This window comes from Streptomyces sp. NPDC042002 (genome assembly GCF_055588305.1).
Genome location: NZ_JBVJCT010000023.1, coordinates 1 through 20,167, shown reverse-complemented (window position 1 = coordinate 20,167; position 20,167 = coordinate 1). Strand labels below are relative to the sequence as shown.

The window sequence follows — 20,167 nt, the reverse complement described above, 5'->3', positions numbered from 1 at the left end:
GCGTGCCGGGGGGAGGGTCAATGCCATGCGCACCCGAATTCTCGTACTTGGAAAGCGCGTCGGCTGAAGCTAGGTGATCACCGGAAAGGTCCGGGACACCCAGCGACCGCACCCGGCGCGCTCCCCTCGCTTGCCTCACGGCACGAGGGGTTTTTTGTTGCACAGGCATCAGTCGTACACCGCACAAAAGACGCAAAAACCCTCAGCATCGAGAAGAGAATGCCGATGACCGAGCAGGCCACCGGGGCCCACCATCCGCAGCCGCGGCCCCGTTCCGGAGGACACCAGTCCGCCCCCGAGCACGTCACGGGTGCGCAGTCCCTCATCCGCTCGCTCGAGGAGGTCGGGGCCGAGACCGTATTCGGCATCCCCGGCGGTGCGATCCTCCCGGCCTACGACCCGCTGATGGACTCCCGCCGGGTGCGGCACGTGCTCGTGCGCCATGAGCAGGGCGCGGGCCACGCGGCCACCGGATACGCGCAGGCCACCGGCAAGGTCGGCGTCTGCATGGCGACCAGCGGCCCCGGCGCGACCAACCTGGTCACGCCGATCGCCGACGCGCACATGGACTCGGTGCCGCTCGTGGCGATCACCGGGCAGGTCGCGTCCAAGGCGATCGGCACGGACGCCTTCCAGGAGGCGGACATCGTCGGCATCACCATGCCGGTCACCAAGCACAACTTCCTGGTCACCAAGGCCGAGGACATCCCGCGGACGATCGCGGAGGCCTTCCACATCGCCTCCACCGGCCGGCCGGGACCGGTCCTCGTCGACATCGCCAAGGACGCCCTCCAGGCGCGCACCACCTTCCAGTGGCCGCCCGCCATGGACCTCCCCGGCTACCGCCCGGTGACCAAGCCGCACGCCAAGCAGATCCGCGAGGCCGCCAAGCTGCTCATCCAGGCCAAGCGGCCCGTGCTGTACGTCGGCGGCGGCGTCCTCAAGGCGAACGCCACCGCCGAGCTGAAGGTCCTCGCGGAACTCACCGGAGCGCCCGTCACCACCACCCTGATGGCGCTCGGCGCATTCCCCGACAGCCACCCGCTGCACGTGGGAATGCCGGGCATGCACGGTTCGGTCACCGCCGTCACCGCGCTGCAGAAGGCCGACCTGATCGTCGCCCTCGGAGCCCGCTTCGACGACCGCGTCACCGGCAAGCTGGACAGCTTCGCCCCCTTCGCCAAGATCGTCCACGCCGACATCGACCCGGCGGAGATCGGCAAGAACCGCGCCGCCGACGTGCCGATCGTCGGAGACGCCCGCGAGGTCATCGCCGACCTGGTCCAGGCGGTGCAGAAGGAGCACAGCGAGGGCACCACCGGCGACTACACCGCCTGGTGGAAGGATCTCAACCGCTGGCGCGAGACCTACCCGCTCGGCTACGAGCAGCCCGACAACGGCTCACTGTCGCCGCAGCAGGTCATCGAGCGCATCGGACAGCTCGCCCCGGAGGGCACGATCTTCGCGGCGGGCGTCGGCCAGCACCAGATGTGGGCCGCGCACTACATCCAGTACGAGCAGCCCTCGACCTGGCTGAACTCCGGCGGCGCCGGAACGATGGGCTACGCGGTCCCGGCCGCGATGGGTGCCAAGGCGGGCCGGCCGGACCGCACGGTCTGGGCGGTCGACGGCGACGGCTGCTTCCAGATGACCAATCAGGAACTCACCACCTGCTCCCTGAACAACATCCCGATCAAGGTCGCCATCATCAACAACGGCGCCCTCGGGATGGTCCGCCAGTGGCAGACCCTCTTCTACAACCAGCGCTACTCCAACACCGTGCTGCACAGCGGTCCGGACGCGGACGGCAAGCAGCCGAGCGCCGGCACCCGCGTCCCCGACTTCGTCAAGCTGTCGGAGGCGATGGGCTGCCACGCCATCCGCTGCGAGTCCCCGGACGACCTCGACAAGGTGATCGAGGAGGCGAACTCGATCAACGACCGGCCGGTCGTGGTCGACTTCATCGTCCACGAGGACGCGATGGTGTGGCCGATGGTCGCCGCCGGCACCTCCAACGACGAGGTCATGTTCGCCCGGGACGTCCGCCCCGACTTCGGCGACAACGAAGACGACTGAGAGAGAGCCGAGTCAGACCCATGAGCAAGCACACCCTCTCCGTCCTCGTCGAGAACAAGCCCGGTGTCCTCGCCCGGATCACCGCCCTGTTCTCCCGGCGCGGCTTCAACATCGACTCGCTCGCGGTCGGTGTCACCGAGCACCCCGAGATCTCCCGCATCACCATCGTGGTGAACGTGATCGAGGCACTTCCGCTCGAACAGGTCACCAAGCAGCTCAACAAGCTCGTCAACGTCCTGAAGATCGTGGAGCTGGAGCCCGGTTCCGCCGTTCAGCGGGAACTCGTTCTGGTGAAGGTGCGCGCCGACAACGAGACGCGCTCCCAGATCGTCGAGATCGTGTCGCTGTTCCGTGCCAAGACCGTCGACGTCTCCCCGGAGGCCGTCACCATCGAGGCCACGGGCGGCGCCGACAAGCTGGAGGCCATGCTCAAGATGCTGGAGCCGTACGGCATCAAGGAGCTGGTCCAGTCCGGCACGATCGCGATCGGACGCGGGGCGCGTTCGATCACCGACCGGTCGCTGCGCGCACTGGACCGGTCGGCCTAAGTCAGGAAAACGCCGGTGCACGGGCGGGCCGCACACCCGGTCCGCCCGTATACCGAGACCAGAGAACTTCACTTCCCCCGCCCGCCGTACGGTGGGACGCAACACCGGAAATACCGGAAAACAAGGAGAACCCCAGTGGCCGAGCTGTTCTACGACGACGACGCCGACCTGTCCATCATCCAGGGCCGCAAGGTCGCGGTCATCGGCTACGGCAGCCAGGGCCACGCCCACGCGCTGTCGCTGCGCGACTCGGGTGTCGACGTCCGCGTCGGTCTGCACGAGGGCTCCAAGTCCAAGGCGAAGGCCGAGGAGCAGGGCCTGCGCGTGGTGACGCCGTCGGAGGCCGCGGCCGAGGCCGACGTCATCATGATCCTGGTGCCGGACCCGATCCAGGCCCAGGTCTACGAGGAGTCCATCAAGGACAACCTCGACGACGGCGACGCGCTGTTCTTCGGCCACGGCCTGAACATCCGCTTCGACTTCATCAAGCCCCCGGCCGGCATCGACGTCTGCATGGTCGCCCCCAAGGGCCCGGGTCACCTCGTCCGCCGCCAGTACGAGGAGGGCCGCGGCGTTCCCTGTATCGCGGCCGTCGAGCAGGACGCGACCGGCAACGCCTTCGCGCTCACCCTCTCGTACGCCAAGGCCATCGGCGGCACCCGCGCCGGCGTCATCAAGACGACCTTCACCGAGGAGACCGAGACCGACCTGTTCGGTGAGCAGGCCGTCCTCTGCGGTGGCACCGCCGCGCTGGTGAAGGCCGGTTTCGAGACGCTGACCGAGGCCGGCTACCAGCCGGAGATCGCGTACTTCGAGTGCCTGCACGAGCTGAAGCTCATCGTCGACCTCATGTACGAGGGCGGCCTGGAGAAGATGCGCTGGTCGGTCTCCGAGACCGCCGAGTGGGGCGACTACATCACCGGCCCGCGCATCATCACGGACGCCACCAAGGCCGAGATGAAGCAGATCCTCGCCGAGATCCAGGACGGCACCTTCGCCCGTAACTGGATGGACGAGTACCACTCGGGCCTGAAGAAGTACAACGAGTACAAGACCCAGGACGAGAACCACCTCCTGGAGACCACCGGCAAGGAGCTGCGCAAGCTCATGTCGTGGGTCAACGACGACGAGGCGTAAGCCTCGCGACGGGGGCCGGGGCGGCATGCTCCGGCCCCTTCGTCGAACCCCGGGTAACACCCGTCGACACGGTGTTGGACATCCCGTCCAGCCACGGACGGGTGATCCTTCCGGGGAGGCGCAGGACGACGTGTTCGGCGCCACTACACTGCTGCACATCACCAACGCGTCAGGCCCACAGCGTCGTGCGTCTTCCACGCGGCTCAAGCGACCCCGTCCAGAAGTACAGGCACACCCCGGGGCCGCTACAACCCTCCACCGCCTGCGGCCGTCGGGACGGCCGTCCGCATGGGACTTGTGAGGACTCACGTGAGCTCGAAACCTGTCGTACTCATCGCTGAAGAGCTGTCGCCCGCGACCGTAGACGCACTGGGCCCGGACTTCGAGATCCGGCATGTGAACGGCGCGGACCGCGCCGAGCTGCTGCCGGCCATCGCCGACGTCGACGCCATCCTGATCCGCTCGGCCACCAAGGTCGACGCGGAGGCCGTCGCCGCCGCCAAGAAGCTGAAGGTCGTCGCACGAGCCGGCGTCGGTCTGGACAACGTCGACGTCTCCGCCGCCACCAAGGCCGGCGTGATGGTCGTCAACGCCCCCACCTCGAACATCGTGACCGCGGCCGAGCTGGCCTGCGGCCTCCTCCTCGCCACCGCGCGCCACATCCCGCAGGCCAACACGGCCCTGAAGAACGGCGAGTGGAAGCGCAGCAAGTACACCGGTGTCGAACTCGCCGAGAAGACCCTCGGTGTCGTCGGCCTCGGCCGTATCGGCGCGCTCGTCGCGCAGCGCATGTCCGCGTTCGGCATGAAGGTCGTCGCCTACGACCCCTACATCCAGCCCGCGCGGGCCGCGCAGATGGGCGTGAAGATCCTCACCCTCGACGAGCTGCTCGAGGTCTCGGACTTCATCACCGTGCACCTGCCCAAGACCCCCGAGACCCTCGGTCTCATCGGTGACGAGGCGCTGCACAAGGTCAAGCCGACGGTGCGCATCGTCAACGCCGCGCGCGGCGGGATCGTCGACGAGGAGGCGCTGTACTCGGCGCTCAAGGAGGGCCGCGTCGCCGGCGCCGGCCTCGACGTGTACGCGAAGGAGCCCTGCACGGACTCCCCGCTGTTCGAGCTCGACGAGGTCGTCTGCACCCCGCACCTCGGCGCCTCCACGGACGAGGCCCAGGAGAAGGCCGGTATCTCCGTCGCCCGCTCGGTGCGCCTCGCCCTCGCCGGTGAACTCGTCCCGGACGCGGTCAACGTCCAGGGCGGCGTCATCGCCGAGGACGTCAAGCCCGGTCTGCCGCTCGCCGAGAAGCTCGGCCGCATCTTCACCGCCCTCGCGGGCGAGGTCGCGGTCCGCCTCGACGTCGAGGTGTACGGCGAGATCACCCAGCACGACGTCAAGGTGCTCGAACTCTCCGCGCTCAAGGGCGTGTTCGAGGACGTCGTCGACGAGACCGTGTCGTACGTCAACGCCCCGCTGTTCGCGCAGGAGCGCGGCGTCGAGGTCCGGCTGACCACGAGCTCGGAGTCCCCCGACCACCGCAACGTCGTCACCGTGCGCGGCACGCTCAGCGACGGCCAGGAGGTCGCGGTCTCCGGCACGCTGGCCGGCCCGAAGCACCTCCAGAAGATCGTCGCCGTCGGCGAGTACGACGTGGACCTCGCGCTCGCCGACCACATGGTCGTGCTGAGCTACGAGGACCGTCCCGGTGTCGTCGGCACCGTCGGCCGCATCCTCGGCGAGTCCGGCATCAACATCGCCGGCATGCAGGTCGCCCGCGCGGCCGTCGGTGGCGAGGCCCTCGCGGTCCTCACCGTCGACGACACGGTGCCGCAGAGCGTCCTCACCGAGCTCTCCGAGGAGATCGGCGCGACGTCGGCGCGGTCGGTCAACCTCGTCTGAGGTCCGTTCGCGACGCTTCCGTCACCTGAGCACAGGGCCGGGACACCCGAGGGTGTCCCGGCCCTCGCGCGTCCTGCTGCGGGGCCTTCATACGGACGGTGTCGTCTCCGGCTCGATCAGGCCCTCGCGGTAGGCGATGGCCACGGCCTCGGTGCGGCTCGCGGCGCCCAGCTTGGCGAGGATGTTCGAGACATGGACGCTCGCCGTCTTGCCGCTGATGAACAGCTCCTCGCCGATCTGGCGGTTGGTGCGCCCCCGGCCGAGCAGCTGCAGCACATCGCCCTCCCTGGCGGTCAGCGCGGCGATCCGCTCCGCGGCTGCCGGGGACTCGGCGAGGCCGCCCCGCCGGACGAGCGCGTCCAGGGCCTCGCTCAGCGGCGCCGCGCCGAGACGCAGGGCGGTGTCATGGGCCGCGCGGGCCTGTTCGGCGGCCTCCTCGCGGCGGCCGGCCGCGAGGAGCGCTTCCGCGAGCCGCCGTCTGCTCCGGGCCAGCTCGTACGGATCGCCGTAGCCGAACGCCGTCACGGCCCGCTCCCAGGCCGCCACGTCCGGACCGGTGCGGGCGCGCAGCCACTCCGCCTCGGCCCGGGCGAGCCAGGCCAGGCCCTCGGGCCCCTGCTCGGCGCCCTTTCCGCCCGGGGCCGCCGCGCTCCTGGCCAGCTCCACCAGCTCGGTCGCGGTGTCCGCCCAGCGGTCGCCGCCCGCCGGGCCGCCGGACCGGCGTGACTCCTCGGCCGCGTCCGCGACCGCCGACAGCGCGAGCGCGGCGAGCCGCACCACGACGGGAGGCAGGTCGGCGCCGGAGACGTCCGTGAGGGCCTTCGCCGCGGTGCGCAGCCGCCGCACGGACTCCTCGGCGTCGCCGCGCCGCGCGGCCGCGTCGGTCAGTACGATGCTCGCGACGAGCGTCGCCATCCAGTCGAACGGCCGGTCGAGCAGCACGCGGGCCCCGCTGACGGCCGCCTCGTGCTCGCCGCGGGCGAGGGCGACGTACAGGGCGGGACCCGTCGCGAACCCGCCCGCCACCGGCAGCAGTTCGGCGTCCTCGGCGGCCGCTCGCACGCACTCGTCCCAGCGGCCCAGGGTGTAGAGCACCAGGGACTGGAGGTAACGCAGCTCCAGCGCGTACGGCGAGGAGAGGAGACCGGCGCGGCGGGCGCGGTCCACGCCGTCGCCGAGCCAGGTCAGGCACTCGTCCAGGTCGCCGGATTCGTAGGCCCCGATGGCGAGGTTGAACAGCGCCCGCATCTCCACCGGGAAGTTCCCGGCGCCGTGGGCCAGTTCACGGGCGTGACGCAGCCGTTCGCGGCCCTTCGGGGTGCGCCGGTTGTCCGCTTCCATGCCGACCAGGGAGATCGTCAAGTCGGCCTGGGCGTCGGCCAGTCGGAGCCGCTCGGCGGTGGCCAGCGCCTGCCGGGCGACCCGCTCGGCATCCTGGTCGCGCCCCACATAGCGGGCGGCCATGACATGGGTCGCCGCCGCCCACACCCAGGTGTACGAGGGCGGCTCGGCGGGGATCATCGCGAGCGCCTCGCTGCTGTACGTGAACGCGTCCTTCAGGCTGTCGATCCGCATCAGGTTGCCCGCGAGGGTGTACCGCACCCGGGCCGCGAGTTCGGAGTCGGCGTCCGAACCGGCCCGGGCGAGCGCGTCGCGGGTGAGATGGACCGCGCGATGGGTCTCACCGGCGCGGGCGGCGGCCGCCGAGGCGCGCAGGGTGAGGGCGACCGTGCCGCCGCCCTCGGGCCGGGCGGCGGCGTCCACCGCGGGCCACAGTTCGAGCGCGGCCTCCAGCTGGCGCAGTTCCTCGGCGGGCGCGCCGACGCGCTGGGCGTGGTCGGCGGCTTCGAGGGAGGCGGTGAGCGCGTCGGCCAGGTCGTGGCTCTCGCGCGAGTGATGGGCGCGCTCCGCCGCGTTCCGCGCCGAACGGGCGGGCCCCGCCAGGAGTCCGGCGAACCGCCTGTGCAGTCGCACCCGTTCGCCGGGCAGCAGGTCCGCGTACACGGCCTCGCGGGTGAGCGCGTGCCGGAACGAGTACGTCGCGTCGTCCCCGGGCACCAGGAGCTGGTGGCCGACGGCCTCGCGCAGTGCCGACTCCAGCTCGTCCTCCGGCAGTTGTACGGCGGCACGCAGCAGGTCGTGCTCGACGCGGCGTCCCGCGACGGCGGCTGTGCGCAACACCTGCTGGGCGGTGTCGGAGAGTTGCTCGATGCGGATGAGGAGGACGTCGGCCAGTCCGCTGGGCATGGCGGAGGAGGCGGGGTCCTCGTCACCGGGCAGCGCGGCGAGCAACTCCTCGGCGTAGAAGGCGTTTCCCTCGGCGCGCTCGACGATGCGGCGGACCGTGGTGTCGGAGACCGGGCCGGTGCGCTGCGCGCGCACGAGCCGGGCCACGTCCGCGTCGGCCATCGGCCGCAGCTCCAGCCGGTCGACGGCGGGCAGCCGGATCAGCTCGGCGAGCAGCGGGCGCAGCGGGTGGCGGCGGTGCAGGTCGTCCGCGCGGTACGAGGCGAACACCGCGAGGCGGCGGGCGGGGCCGCCGGGCGCGGGCCGCTGGAGCACGCCCCGGCTGAGCAGGAAGCGGAGCAGGTCGCGGGAGGACTGGTCCGCCCAGTGGAGGTCTTCGAGGATCAGCAGGAGCGGGGCGATGTCGGCCAGGTCGGCGAGCAGGCCGGCGATGCCTTCGAAGAGCTGGAGCCGGCCGCCGGGGTCCGGTGCGGTGCCGGTCCCCGAACCGGAGCCGGTCAGCCGGTCCACCGCCGGGTGGGCCGCGAGGGCCGGGGCGAAGCGGTCGTCGGCCGCCGCCGCGCCGAGGATCTCGGTGAACGGGAGATACGGCAGGCCCACGTCACCGAGGTCCACGCAGTGACCGGTCAGGACCGTCGTCCCGGCGGCGGCCGCGTGCGCCGCGGCCTCCGTGAGCGTGCGGGTCTTGCCGACGCCGGCGTCCCCGGCCACCAGGACCGCGCGCGGGTCACCGCCCCTGGCGCGCTCCAGCACGCCGGTGAGCCGGGCGAGTTCGTCCCCCCGGCCGATGAACGGCGCCCCGAATGTCTGTGCCACAAACCCATCCTGGCACGCCCCACCGACAACTCCCCGGCACCGGGCCTCCCGGGGGTTCCGCTCCGCTCCGGGCCCGTTCCCGGCCCGGAGCCGGTCACCGGGCAGGTCCGGGAGCCGCGGCGGCCCCACGCGCGCGGGGATGCCGGGCGGGGGCGCCGGGCGAGCGCGTTCGGGCAGCGCAGGTCGACGTCGGCCTCCTTCATGGGCCGCAGCGCCGTGCCGGGATCCCTCCGAGCCCATGCCGGTGCCGGGCGGGCCGGAGTGGTCCGGCCCGCCCGGCGGACGGGAGTTCAGGTCGTCGCGCTCCCGGAGGGCGGGTGTCAGGCGGGTGTCAGGCCGTTGTCCTGCTCGGACGGCGCTGCCTCAAGGGGCCGGTCGGCCGTGGCCCCAAGGGCTCCGTCGGCCTCGCGCACCGACACCTTGCGCAGGGTCGCCGTGGCGAGGGCCGCGGCGCCCAGCAGCAGGATCGTGCCCGCGACGGCCGCGGCCCGCATGCCGTCGGTGAACGCGTCCCGTGCGGCGGTGGCCAACGCCTGGCCGGTGTCGCCCGGGAGCTGCCCGGCCACGGCCAGCGCGCCGCCCAGCGTCTCGTGGGCCGCGGCCGGGGCGCCGGCCGGGACGCCGTGGCGGTAGACCGCCGTGCCGATGGAGCCGAGGACGGCCATGCCGAGGGCGCCGCCGAACTCCGCCCCGGTCTCCAGCAGGGAGGAGGCCGAGCCCGCGTTGCCGACGGGGGCGGTGCCGAGGGCCAGGTCCATCATCTGCGACATCACGATGACCATTCCTGACGCGAGGACACCCGCGCCGGCCAGGACGAGCCAGAGGGAGCCGGTGCCGGCGAAGGCCAGCAGGCCGTAGCCGCAGGCGGCGATGACGAAGCCGCCGGAGACGACATGGGCGCGGTGGACGCCCTTCCGCACGAGTTGCGCGGAGACCGGCGCGGCCACACCGACCAGGACCGTGGGGAGCAGGGCCCACAGGGCGGCCTCCATGGAGCTCTTGCCGAGCACCGACTGGAGGTACTGGGTGGTGAAGTACGCGGAGCCCAGCATGCCGAAGGAGGCGATCAGGTTGAGCGCGACGGCGGGGGCGAAGCCGCGGCCGCGGAACAGGGCGGGAGAGACCAGCGGGGACTTCGCGGTGCGCTGACGGTGGACGAACAGGGCGGCGAAGACCAGGCCGACGAGGACCGAGGCGACGTACTGGGTCTTCCAGCCCTCGGAGGGGATCTCCTTGACGCCGTAGATCACCGGCAGTACGGCGGCCATCGACAGCGGCACGCTGAGCAGGTCGAAGCGGCCGGGCTCCGGGTTCCTGGACTCGGGCAGCAGGAACGGGCCGAGGACCAGCAGCAGTGCCATCGCGGGCAGGTTGACCAGGAAGACCGAGCCCCACCAGAAGTACGTGACGAGGACACCGCTCATCACCGAACCGAGGGCGATGCCGCCGGTCATGACGCCGGACCACAGGCCGATCGCCTTCGCGCGCTGCCCGGGGTCCGTGAACATCGTGCGGATGATCGCCATCGTCGACGGCATCAGGGTCGCGCCGCCCAGGCCGAGGACCGCGCGGGCCGCGATCAGCGTCTCGGCGCTGTTCGCGTAGGCGGCCAGCACCGAGGCGGTACCGAACGCGGCGGCGCCGAACAGGAGCAGTCTGCGGCGCCCGATGCGGTCGCCGAGCGAGCCCATCGTCATCAGCAGGCCGGCGAGCACGAACGCGTAGATGTCGAAGATCCACAGCTGCTGGGTGCCGCTCGGCTCCAGGTCGGCGCTGATCGAGGGGATCGCGAAGTAGAGGACCGACACGTCCATCGAGACCAGGAGCAGCGGAAGCATCAGGACGCCGAGGGCGGTCCATTCGCGGCGGCCGGCCAGGGCGCCGGAGGCGGTGGTCGTGCTCGTCGGGTTCGTCATGACGGGGACTGTACGTACGTCTTAAACACTTGTCTAGTACGTTCGTATAGGACGAGCGTCCTATACGACAGTCTTTGACGTCCGTATGGGACGGTTGTCTGAATCGCGGTAGGCTGGCCGGCATGGGACACCGTGAGGATCTGCTCGAAGGCGCCAAGCGCTGCCTGCTGGAGAAGGGCTTCGCGCGCACCACGGCGCGCGACATCGTCAAGGAATCGGGGACGAATCTCGCGTCGATCGGCTACCACTACGGGTCGAAGGACGCGCTCCTCGCGCAGGCGTACATCTCGCTGGTGGAAGCGATGCCCTTCGAGGGGGACGGGGGAGCCGGGATCGAAGGCGCGCCCGGCTCGCTGGAACGGTTCCGGGAGGTGTGGTCGAACATCGCCGAGACCATGCGGGAGCCCGGCTCGCTCTGGCGGCTCAGCATGGAGGTCATGACCATCGAGCTGCCCGAGGTGCGCGACCATCTGGCCCGCGCCCAGCTGGAGGGCGGGCGGGGCCTGGTCGCGCTCCTCATGGGCGTGCCGGAGGAGGAGGTGTCCGACGAGACCGCGGACACGCTGGGCCGCTTCTACATGACCCTGATGTCGGGCCTCATCGCGCAGTGGACCTTCGACCCGAAGACCGCCCCCGACGGGGACGTACTGACGGAGGGCCTGCGGCAGATCATCGAGGCCGCCACCAGGACCTGACGCGCCCGCCGTCCCTCGGGGGCGGCGGTCGTCACAGCCGCGCCCCCTTCAGCGCCATGTGCAGCAGCAGCCGGTCCTCGCCGTCGTCCAGGTCGAGGCCGGTGAGCTGTTCCACGCGGGACAGGCGGTAGTAGAGCGTCTGGCGGTGGATGCCCAACTCGGCCGCCGTGCGACCGGCCTGGCCCGCCCGGTCGAGGAAAACCTCGGCGGTACGGGCGAGTTCACGGTGTGCGGGGGCCAACAGGGCCCGTACGACGGGGTCGTGGGCCGCGTCCCGGGGGAGCGCGGTGAGGAGCCGGAAGGGTCCGATGGCCCCCCACTCGGCGACCGGGCCGAGCCGGGGCTCCGCCAGCACGGCCCGCGCGGCGGCCGCCGCCTCGTGCCAGGCGGCCCCCAGTTCGCCGAGCCCCACCCGTGCCCCGGCGATCCCGGCAGCCGCCGTCCCGGCGGGGGAGGCGGCCGCCGGTGTTCCGTCGGTGGACGATCCCGGACGCCCGGAGCCGGTGGACCCGCCCTCGCGGCGTCCGCCGTCCGCCTCCCGTACGAACCGGGTGGCCGCGGTGAGTGCCGGGGTCAGGACCTCCGGCGAACGCAGCCGTACCAGCAGGGCCAGGCTCTGGCCGGTGGTGCCCCACGGGATGGTGCACAGCGCGGTCGCCCCCGGCACCGTACGGGCGGACGGGGCGTCGTCCGGGTCGGCGGAGGGCCACGGCGCCACGCACACCACGGTGTGCAGGCCGTCGCCGCGCGGGCCGAGCGCCGTGCGCAGCTCGGCCACCGCCATGTCGCGCTGCCAGCCGCGCTCGGCGGTCAGGACGGCACGCAGCTCGCGGGTGAGATCCGCGCCGGCCTGGGCCTCGTCCGCGAGCAGCGCGCCGATGCGGGAGGCCACCTCCATCGCGCCGGTCAGCTGGGCGTCCGTGAGGCCCGGGTCGTCGTCGAGCAGCCAGACATAGCCGAGGACGATGCCCCGGTGGCGGACCGGGAGGCAGATCCGACCCCGGTTGACCCCGGCCTCCGGGGTCGGCGGGATACGGACGGGTCCGGTCGCGCGGGTGATGCCGAAGCCCTCGAACCAGGTGCGGACCGCCGTGGTGGACCGGCGGGTGAGGATCGAGCGGGTGCGCACGGGGTCGAGGGCGGAGGGATCGAGATCGCCCTCGCTGTCGTACGCCCCGAAGGCGATCAGCTCGAAATCGCGGTTCTCCAGCGTCGCGGGGACGCCGAGGAGCGCCGAGATCTCGTCGACCAGCTCTTGGTAGTCGCCTCTGTATTCACCGCCCACCCGGGCATTCTCGCGCATTTCCGAGAGCCCTTCATACAAATGTCTGAGATCCGGGGCAGGGATGCGTGACAGCTGTCGATGGCCCAGGATCGGAGAGATCCCTAGGTTTCACGGTGGTTCTCCGTGCCGCACCCGAGTCGTCGGGATCGGCCTCCTGCTGACTTCGTTGTGGAGGTGCCCCGTGCTGGGTCCCGTGATTCTCGCCGCCTCGCGCAGCGACAAGATGCGCCGTCTGATCTCGGCCGCCCCGGTGACCAAGCCGGTCGTCGACCGCTTCATCCCCGGTGAGACCGTCGACCAGGTCGTCCCGATCATCAAGGACCTCACGGGCAAGGGCCTGGAAGTCACGATGGACGTCGTCGGCGAGGACATCACGACCCCCGAGCAGTCGTACGCCGCCCGTGACGCGTACCTGGAGCTGATCGAGCGGCTGAAGCGGCTGGACCTCGGCACCAAGGCCGAGATGTCGGTCAAGCTGTCGATGTTCGGACAGGCGCTGGAGGGCGGTCACGAGCTGGCCCTCGCCAACGTCCGCCCGGTCGTCGAGGCCGCCGCCGCCATCGGCACCACCGTCACGCTGGACGCCGAGGACCACACCACCCTCGACTCGATGTTCGCCATCCACGAGGAGCTGCGGAAGGACTTCCCGCAGACCGGCTGTGTCATCCAGGCCTACCTGTTCCGCACCGAGGCCGACGCCCGCCGCCTCGCCGAGAGCGGCAGCCGCGTCCGTCTGGTGAAGGGCGCCTACAAGGAGCCCGCCGAGGTCGCGTACCAGCAGAAGGCCGAGACCGACAAGGCGTACGTCCGCATCCTGAAGATCCTGATGGAGGGCGAGGGGTACCCGATGATCGGGTCCCACGACCCGCGGCTCATCTCGATCGCCCAGGAGCTCGCTCGCACGGCCGGGCGCAAACTGGACGAGTACGAGTTCCAGATGCTCTACGGCATCCGCAGCGACGAGCACGTGCGGCTCGCCGCCGAGGGCCACCGCATGCGCGTCTACACCGCGTACGGCACCGACTGGTACGGCTACTTCATGCGCCGCCTCGCCGAGAAGCCGGCCAACCTCGTGTTCTTCCTGCGAAGCATGATCACACGTGGCTGATTCCACTTGGCTGTGCCGCGGCTTCGGCCGGGGGTCCGGGGGGCGTCCCCCGGGCAGGCACAGCGCTCGTTCCATCCTCACCAAGGGCTGAGACCGAACACCCGCTCGACTCAAGGAGTTACGGAAAAAATGGACGCTGTGACCCAGGTCCCCACCCCCGTCAACGAGCCGGTGCACGGCTACGCCCCCGGCTCGCCCGAGCGCGTCCGCCTGGAGGCCAAGCTCAAGGAGCTGGCCGAGAACCCGATCGACCTGCCGATGACCATCGGCGGCGAGCGGCGCATGGGCGGCGGCGACCGGTTCGACGTCGTGCAGCCGCACAACCACAAGGCGCGCATCGGCACCTACGCCAACGCCACGCAAGCGGACGCCCAGGACGCCGTCGACGCGGCCCTCGCCGCCGCTCCGGCCTGGCGCGCGATGGCCTTCGACGACCGCGCCGCGATCATCCTGCGCGCCGCCGAGCTGCTGGCCGGCCCCTGGCGCGAGACGCTGGCCGCCTCCACCATGCTCGGCCAGTCGAAGACCGCCCAGCAGGCCGAGATCGACACCCCCTGCGAGCTCGTCGACTTCTGGCGCTTCAACGTCCACTACGCCCGCCAGATCCTCGCCGAGCAGCCGCCGGCGAACTCCCCGGGCGTGTGGAACCGCATGGACCACCGTCCGCTGGAGGGCTTCGTCTACGCGATCACGCCCTTCAACTTCACGGCCATCGCCGGCAACCTGCCCACCGCTCCGGCGCTCATGGGCAACGTCGTCGTGTGGAAGCCGTCCCCGACGCAGACCCACGCCGCCGTGCTGCTGATGCGGCTCCTGGAGGAGGCGGGCCTGCCCAAGGGCGTCATCAACCTCGTCACCGGCGACGGCATCGAGGTCTCCAAGGTCGCCCTGGAGCACCGGGACCTCGCCGGCATCCACTTCACCGGCTCGACCAAGACCTTCCAGTACCTGTGGAAGACGGTCGGCAACAACATCGAGAAGTACCGCTCCTACCCGCGTCTGGTCGGCGAGACCGGCGGCAAGGACTTCGTGGTTGCCCACCCGTCGGCGGACCGCGCGATCCTCAAGACCGCCCTGACCCGCGGTTCCTTCGAGTACCAGGGCCAGAAGTGCTCGGCGAGCTCCCGCGCCTACGTCCCGGCCTCCATCTGGAACTCCGGTTTCAAGGAGGAGTTCGCGGCCGAGGTCGACCACCTGACCATGGGTGACGTCACCGACCTGTCGAACTTCATGGGCGCGGTCATCGACGAGCGGTCCTTCGCCAAGAACAAGGCGGCCATCGACCGCGCGAAGGCCGACCCGACCTGCACGATCGTCGCGGGCGGCTCGTACGACGACTCCGTCGGCTACTTCGTGCGCCCGACCGTCGTCGAGTGCTCGGACCCGGAGAACGAGGTCTTCACGACCGAGTACTTCGGTCCCTTCCTCGCCGTGCACGTCTACGAGGACGACAAGTACGACGAGATGCTGACCCAGATGGAGTCGGCGTCCGACTACGCGCTCACCGGGGCTGTCATCTCCGGCGACCGCGCGGCGGCCGCGTACACGATGGAGAAGCTCCGCTACGCGGCGGGCAACTTCTACATCAACGACAAGTCGACCGGCGCCGTCGTCGGCCAGCAGCCCTTCGGCGGCGGCCGTGCCTCCGGCACCAACGACAAGGCCGGCGCCCCGCAGAACCTGATGCGCTGGACGCTGACCCGCGCCATCAAGGAGACGCTGGTTCCGCCGACCGACTACGGCTACCCGCACATGGGCTGACAGCCCTCACCGACTCCGCCCCCGCCCACGGTCTCCCCCGTCCGTGGACGGGGGCGGTTCCATGTCCGCACGGTGCCCTGTCCTCACCGCGCGCCCTCGCCTCATACGTGCCGGCCGAGGAAGTCCCGGATCAGCGCGGCCGCCTGGTCCGCGTGCGTCTCCAGGGCGAAGTGTCCCGTGGGGAGCAGATGGATCTCCGCGTCGGGGAGGTCGCGGCGGAAGGCGAGGGCGCCCTCCGGGACGAAGATCTCGTCGTGGCCGCCCCAGACCGCCAGGAGCGGGACCTGGCTGGTGCGGAAGTACTCCTGGAACGCCGGGTAGAGCGCGAAGTTGGAGCCGTAGTCGGAGATCAGGTCGAGCTGGATCTCGGGCTGGCCTGGGCGGGCCATCAGGGCCGTGTCGTGCTCGTAGGCGTCGGGGCTGACCAGCGTCGGGTCCGGGACGCCGGTCAGGTACTGCCACCGGATGCCGTCCGGAGCGCTGATCGCCCGGACCGGCGCCTCCGTCCCGGGCGTGCGCTCCGCGATCAGCGCCAGCACCGGCGCCCAGGCCTCGGCGCCCAGCCCCTCCTCGTACGCGTTGCCGTTCTGCGTGATGATCGCGGTCACCCGCTCGGGGTGCGCGAGCGCCAGGCGCAGACCGATCGGGGCGCCGTAGTCCTGGATGTAGAGCGCGTACTCCTTGAGGCCGAGCCGCTCGGTGAACTCCTCGGTGATCTCGGCCAGCCGGTCGAAGGAGTACGGGAAGTCGGTGGCGGCCGGGGCGTCCGAGCGGCCGAAGCCGAGGTGGTCGGGGGCGACCAGGTGGAAGCGGTCGGCGAGCAGCGGCAGCAGGTCCCGGAACATGTGCGAACTGGTCGGGAAGCCGTGCAGGAGGAGCAGGACGGGCGCGTCCGCGGGGCCGGCCTCGCGGTAGGCGATCCGGTGGCCGCGCACGGTGGTGGTGCGGTGGTGGACCGGGTGGCTGCGGTGTACCGGATGACTGCTCATGATCGGATCCCCTAACCCCTGAAAACCTCTTTGGTGGTGAGATCAGTTCACCACGAGGTTCAATAACCGGTCAAGCGGCCTTGAGCAGTTAGATATCTGTGCGGGGTGGGCGTCGCCTTCCGGTTCGGTCACGTGAGGGGGATGGGATTCCTGCCCCCCCCGTGTGAATACTTGCCGGATGGCCACCCGACTGCGGACCGCCCACACGGCGGACCTCGCCCCCGCCGAACTCCGCGCCGCCCGCGCCCTGTTGGAGGACGCCTTCGACGGGGACTTCAGGGACGAGGACTGGGATCACGGACTCGGCGGCCTGCATGTCCTGGTCCGCGACGACCGGGGCCTCGCGGCGCACGGCTCGGTGATCCAGCGGCGCGTCCTGCACCGCGGCCGCTCGCTGCGGGTCGGATACGTGGAGGCGGTCGGCGTGCGCGAGGACGTGCGCCGTACGGGGCTCGGCGGGCGGGTGATGGCCGAACTGGAACGGATCGTCGAGGGTGCCTACGGGCTCGGCGCGCTCTCCGCGAGCGAGGACGGGGCCGCCCTGTACGCGGCCCGGGGCTGGCAGCTCTGGCCGGGCCATGTCTGCGTGCTCGCTCCGGACGGAGCCGTCCGCCTTCCCGGCGAGGAGGGCGCCACCTTCGTCCGCCCCGGCGCGGCCCTGGGTCCGCTCGACCCGGCGTACGCGCTGGTCTTCGACTGGCGGGACGGCGACGTGCTCTGACCGGGCCCGGCGTCGGCCGCGCAACGGTCAGCCGGTCGCGGACCCCGCGTCCGAGGCGGGGTCGATCCCGCCGGTCGCCACGCGGGCGAGCGCCTTCCGGAGCCACCGGTGCGCCGGATCGGCGTCCAGCCGTACGTGCCACGCCTGCGCCGATACCACCTCCGGCAGGTCCAGCGGAATCTCCAGGACCACGAGTGGCATCACCTGGGACGCCTCGGTGGCGACCTCCGAGGGGACCAGGGCCAGCGCGTCGGTGCGCAGAGCGAAGAAACAGGCTGCCCCATAGGTGGGAGCGGTGGCCAGGACATCGCGTTCCAGGCCGAGTTCGGCCAGGCGTTCGTCCACCACGCTGTGCGTGCGGCCGCGCCGGGTGACCGTGATGTGGGGCAGCGCGGCGAAGCGGGTGGCGGTCAACGGGCCCCGCGCGAACGGGGCGTCGGCGCGCGCGACGGCCACGTACCGGTGAACGCGCAGGACGGCGCTGCGCACGTCGTGCGGCAGCGGCTCCGGCAACTCGCCCACGTCCAGGTCGACATGGGTGCGCAGGTCCGCCGGGTCCTCATCGCCCTCGGGCAACAGTCGCAGTCGTACGCCGGGCGCTTCCCGGGCCGCCAGCTCCAACAGCGGGGCACCCAGGGACATCGCGACCCCGTCGTTCGTGCGGACCCTGAACTCCCTTTGCAGAGTCCTGAGTTCGAGATCGCGAGGCGGGCGCAGAGCGTCCACCGCGACCGCCAGTGCCGCCTGTACCCCGCTCTGCATCTCCTGCGCGCGGGGCGTGAGGGCCAGGCCCCGGCCCGACGGAACGAGGAGCGGATCGCCGACGACCCGGCGCAGCCGGCCCAGGGTGCGGCTCATCGCCGAGGGGGACACGCTCAGTTCGGCCGCCGCGCCCGCGACGCTGCCCGCGCGCAGGAGGGCGTCGAGGGCGGGGAGCAGGTTCATGTCCGGGAGGGGGGCCGCCTTGTCCGGCGCGGGGGGCGCGGGTCGCGAATACTGCATGGGACGCAATGCTACGTGAAGCAATCGGACCTTGTGTGCAGTAGTGATCCGCCCCGAACCTGGACCCATGATGGATTCGCGTCAGCGCGGCACCGCGCTCCTGGTCGCCGGCTGCTTCTTCATGGAGATGCTGGACGGCACGATCGTGTCGACAGCCGCTCCGCAGATAGCCGCAGACCTGCACACCACACCTGCCTCGGTCGGCCTGATCATCACGGCCTATCTCGTCACCCTCGCCGTCCTCGTCCCGCTCTCCGGATGGCTCACCGCCCGCTTCGGCCCGCGTCGCGTCCTCCTCGCCGCGATCACCGTGTTCACCCTCGCCTCACTGGCCTGTGCCCTCGCGCCCGGCCTCGGCGTCCTTGTCGTGACCCGGGTTCTCCAGGGCGCGGGCGGCGCGATGATGGTGCCGGTCGGCCGGCTCGTCGTGGTCACCGGGGTCGCCAAGCGGGACCTTCCGCGCGCGGTCGCCTACATCGTGTGGCCGGGTCTCGCCGCCCCGGTCGTCGCGCCGCTGCTCGGCGGCGTGATCACCACGTACGCCTCCTGGCACTGGATCTTCCTCCTGAACGTGCCGCTCGGGGTGCTCGCCCTGCTCGTCGCCCGTCGGCTCATCACGCCGGGCGCGCCGGGTGGGGCTCCGCCGCTCGACGTGCCCGGCATGCTGCTCACCTGTGTCGGTCTCGCCGCCCTGACCTGGACCGCGCATCTGGTCTCCGGGGGCCGCGGTGGCTCGGCGCAGACGGTCGTGACCGGTGCCGTCGCGGTCGTGGCCCTGGCGGCGGCCGTACGCCGTCTGCTGCGCGCCCCGTATCCGCTGGTCAACCTGCGCACCCTGGACGTCCCGTCCTTCCGGGCCGCGGCGCTCGACGGCTCCCTCTGCATGGCGGTCGTCTCCGCCCTCCCCTTCCTGCTGCCCCTGCTGTTCCAGGAGGTCTTCGGGTGGAGTGCCGTGAAATCGGGCGCCGTGGTGCTGTTCGTCTTCGTGGGCAACATCGGCATCAAGCCGGCGACGACGTATCTGATCAACCGGTTCGGATTCCGGCCGCTGCTGGTCGTCTCCACCCTGGGGCTCGCGGTCACCACCGCGGGCTGCGCGCTGTTCACGGCGACGACGCCGGTCGCGGTGATCGGGATCGTCGTGGCCGTCGGCGGTGTCGCCCGTTCGGTCGGACTCAGCGGCTACGCGACGATCGCGTTCAGCGAGACGCGTGAGGAACGGCTGCGCGACGCGAACGCCCTCTTCGCGACCTCGCACCAGTTGGCCGCGGGGCTCGGGATCGCGATCGCCACGGTCGCGCTGCGCGGGGGCGCGGCACTGACGGACGGAGTGCGCTCGGCGTACGCCGTCGCATTCGTTGTGCTGGGCGCGCTGTGCCTGCTGCCGACGGTGGGAGCCCTGCGACTGCACCCCGCGGCGGGTGACGCCGTGCGGACCGTTGTCCCAGGTCGGGGTGGTGTGACGCGATCCGCCGTCTCAGATAGTAGGAAGTCCGAGTAATTGTGGAGACAGATGCCCGGTCCTCGCCTAGCTTTGTAGGAGCCGAACGTCTCGCTCGACCAAGCGAATGGCGGTCGTGAGCCGGAGCCCCTGGCAGGCAACCCCTGCGGCACCGCTCCCCGCCCCTTCCGGCGTCTCGTAAATCCCTCACCGCACTTCCGGCCGCCCGCGTGGGTCCCGCCGGAGGCAAGGAGTCGATTCATCATGGCCGAGACGACCGTCCGCCGAGTCCGTCACCTCTCTCGCACGAGCAGCGAGTCCGACCGCAAGAACGCCGCCGCCGCGCTCCAGCGCGCCCTCGACCGCAGGGACAACGGCGGAGCGACGGGCCACTGAGACCCGCCGCCCTCTCGACCGGGAGCCGCGCCCGCGGGGGTGGGGGGGGGGGGGGGGGGGGGGGGGGGGGGGGGGGGGGGGGGGGGGGGGGGGGGGGGGGGGGGGGGGGGGGGGGGGGGGGGGGGGGGGG

General features: G+C 71.5%; 15 protein-coding genes. 10 read left to right on the top strand and 5 right to left on the bottom strand.

Annotated features, from left to right (window positions below):
• Positions 1-219 precede the first annotated feature (219 nt).
• The 4 genes from ACZ6KY_RS27780 (at position 220) to serA (ending at position 5,660) form a co-directional block, all read left to right on the top strand.
• Positions 220-2,076: an acetolactate synthase large subunit gene (locus ACZ6KY_RS27780; protein WP_469312995.1), complete on the top strand. Its 1,857-nt coding sequence runs from the start codon at positions 220-222 to the stop codon at positions 2,074-2,076.
• 20 nt (positions 2,077-2,096) lie between these two features.
• The gene (gene ilvN / locus ACZ6KY_RS27775) at positions 2,097-2,624 is read left to right on the top strand and encodes an acetolactate synthase small subunit (protein ID WP_469312994.1); all 528 of its coding nucleotides are present in this window, start codon (positions 2,097-2,099) and stop codon (positions 2,622-2,624) included.
• Between the two features lie 135 nt (positions 2,625-2,759).
• Entirely contained in the window at positions 2,760-3,761 is a 1,002-nt protein-coding gene (gene ilvC, locus ACZ6KY_RS27770) for a ketol-acid reductoisomerase (protein ID WP_469312993.1), read from the top strand.
• Between the two features lie 309 nt (positions 3,762-4,070).
• Positions 4,071-5,660 carry a phosphoglycerate dehydrogenase gene (gene serA / locus ACZ6KY_RS27765; protein ID WP_469312992.1) on the top strand — a complete coding sequence of 530 codons (1,590 nt, stop codon included), beginning with the start codon at positions 4,071-4,073 and terminating at the stop codon, positions 5,658-5,660.
• Between the two features lie 87 nt (positions 5,661-5,747).
• Here serA and ACZ6KY_RS27760 read toward each other — a convergent pair whose 3' ends face one another.
• Both ACZ6KY_RS27760 and ACZ6KY_RS27755 read right to left on the bottom strand, forming a co-directional pair.
• Positions 5,748-8,723, bottom strand: coding sequence for a helix-turn-helix transcriptional regulator (locus ACZ6KY_RS27760; RefSeq protein WP_469312991.1), 2,976 nt, complete (start codon positions 8,721-8,723; stop codon positions 5,748-5,750).
• A 320-nt stretch (positions 8,724-9,043) separates the two neighbouring features.
• Entirely contained in the window at positions 9,044-10,639 is a 1,596-nt protein-coding gene (locus ACZ6KY_RS27755) for an MFS transporter (protein ID WP_469312990.1), read from the bottom strand.
• A 122-nt stretch (positions 10,640-10,761) separates the two neighbouring features.
• Here ACZ6KY_RS27755 and ACZ6KY_RS27750 point away from each other — a divergent pair, with 122 nt between their 5' ends.
• Positions 10,762-11,334, top strand: a complete 573-nt coding sequence (locus tag ACZ6KY_RS27750) for a TetR/AcrR family transcriptional regulator (RefSeq protein ID WP_469312989.1) — start codon at positions 10,762-10,764, stop codon at positions 11,332-11,334.
• Positions 11,335-11,365: 31 nt separating this feature from the next.
• On the opposite strand, the gene ACZ6KY_RS27745 is transcribed toward ACZ6KY_RS27750, so the two are convergent.
• On the bottom strand, positions 11,366-12,637 hold the full coding sequence (locus tag ACZ6KY_RS27745) for a PucR family transcriptional regulator (protein ID WP_469312988.1): 1,272 nt from the start codon (positions 12,635-12,637) through the stop codon (positions 11,366-11,368).
• Between the two features lie 163 nt (positions 12,638-12,800).
• On the opposite strand from ACZ6KY_RS27745, the gene ACZ6KY_RS27740 reads away from it, so the two are divergent.
• Both ACZ6KY_RS27740 and pruA read left to right on the top strand, forming a co-directional pair.
• A complete protein-coding gene (locus ACZ6KY_RS27740; RefSeq protein WP_469312987.1) occupies positions 12,801-13,727 on the top strand; it encodes a proline dehydrogenase family protein in 927 nt (308 codons plus the stop codon).
• Positions 13,728-13,856: 129 nt separating this feature from the next.
• Positions 13,857-15,488: an L-glutamate gamma-semialdehyde dehydrogenase gene (pruA, locus tag ACZ6KY_RS27735; RefSeq protein ID WP_469312986.1), complete on the top strand. Its 1,632-nt coding sequence runs from the start codon at positions 13,857-13,859 to the stop codon at positions 15,486-15,488.
• 101 nt (positions 15,489-15,589) lie between these two features.
• On the opposite strand, the gene ACZ6KY_RS27730 is transcribed toward pruA, so the two are convergent.
• The gene (locus ACZ6KY_RS27730) at positions 15,590-16,477 is read right to left on the bottom strand and encodes an alpha/beta fold hydrolase (protein ID WP_469312985.1); all 888 of its coding nucleotides are present in this window, start codon (positions 16,475-16,477) and stop codon (positions 15,590-15,592) included.
• A 178-nt stretch (positions 16,478-16,655) separates the two neighbouring features.
• On the opposite strand from ACZ6KY_RS27730, the gene ACZ6KY_RS27725 reads away from it, so the two are divergent.
• Positions 16,656-17,198 (top strand): GNAT family N-acetyltransferase, encoded by a 543-nt coding sequence (locus ACZ6KY_RS27725; RefSeq protein ID WP_469312984.1) that lies wholly within the window; start codon positions 16,656-16,658, stop codon positions 17,196-17,198.
• Positions 17,199-17,225: 27 nt separating this feature from the next.
• Here ACZ6KY_RS27725 and ACZ6KY_RS27720 read toward each other — a convergent pair whose 3' ends face one another.
• On the bottom strand, positions 17,226-18,200 hold the full coding sequence (locus tag ACZ6KY_RS27720) for a LysR family transcriptional regulator (RefSeq protein ID WP_469312983.1): 975 nt from the start codon (positions 18,198-18,200) through the stop codon (positions 17,226-17,228).
• A 67-nt stretch (positions 18,201-18,267) separates the two neighbouring features.
• On the opposite strand from ACZ6KY_RS27720, the gene ACZ6KY_RS27715 reads away from it, so the two are divergent.
• Both ACZ6KY_RS27715 and ACZ6KY_RS27710 read left to right on the top strand, forming a co-directional pair.
• Positions 18,268-19,701 carry an MFS transporter gene (locus ACZ6KY_RS27715; RefSeq protein WP_469312982.1) on the top strand — a complete coding sequence of 478 codons (1,434 nt, stop codon included), beginning with the start codon at positions 18,268-18,270 and terminating at the stop codon, positions 19,699-19,701.
• A gap of 204 nt (positions 19,702-19,905) precedes the next feature.
• Entirely contained in the window at positions 19,906-20,037 is a 132-nt protein-coding gene (locus ACZ6KY_RS27710; RefSeq protein ID WP_103550476.1) for a hypothetical protein, read from the top strand.
• The last annotated feature ends 130 nt before the right edge of the window (positions 20,038-20,167 follow it).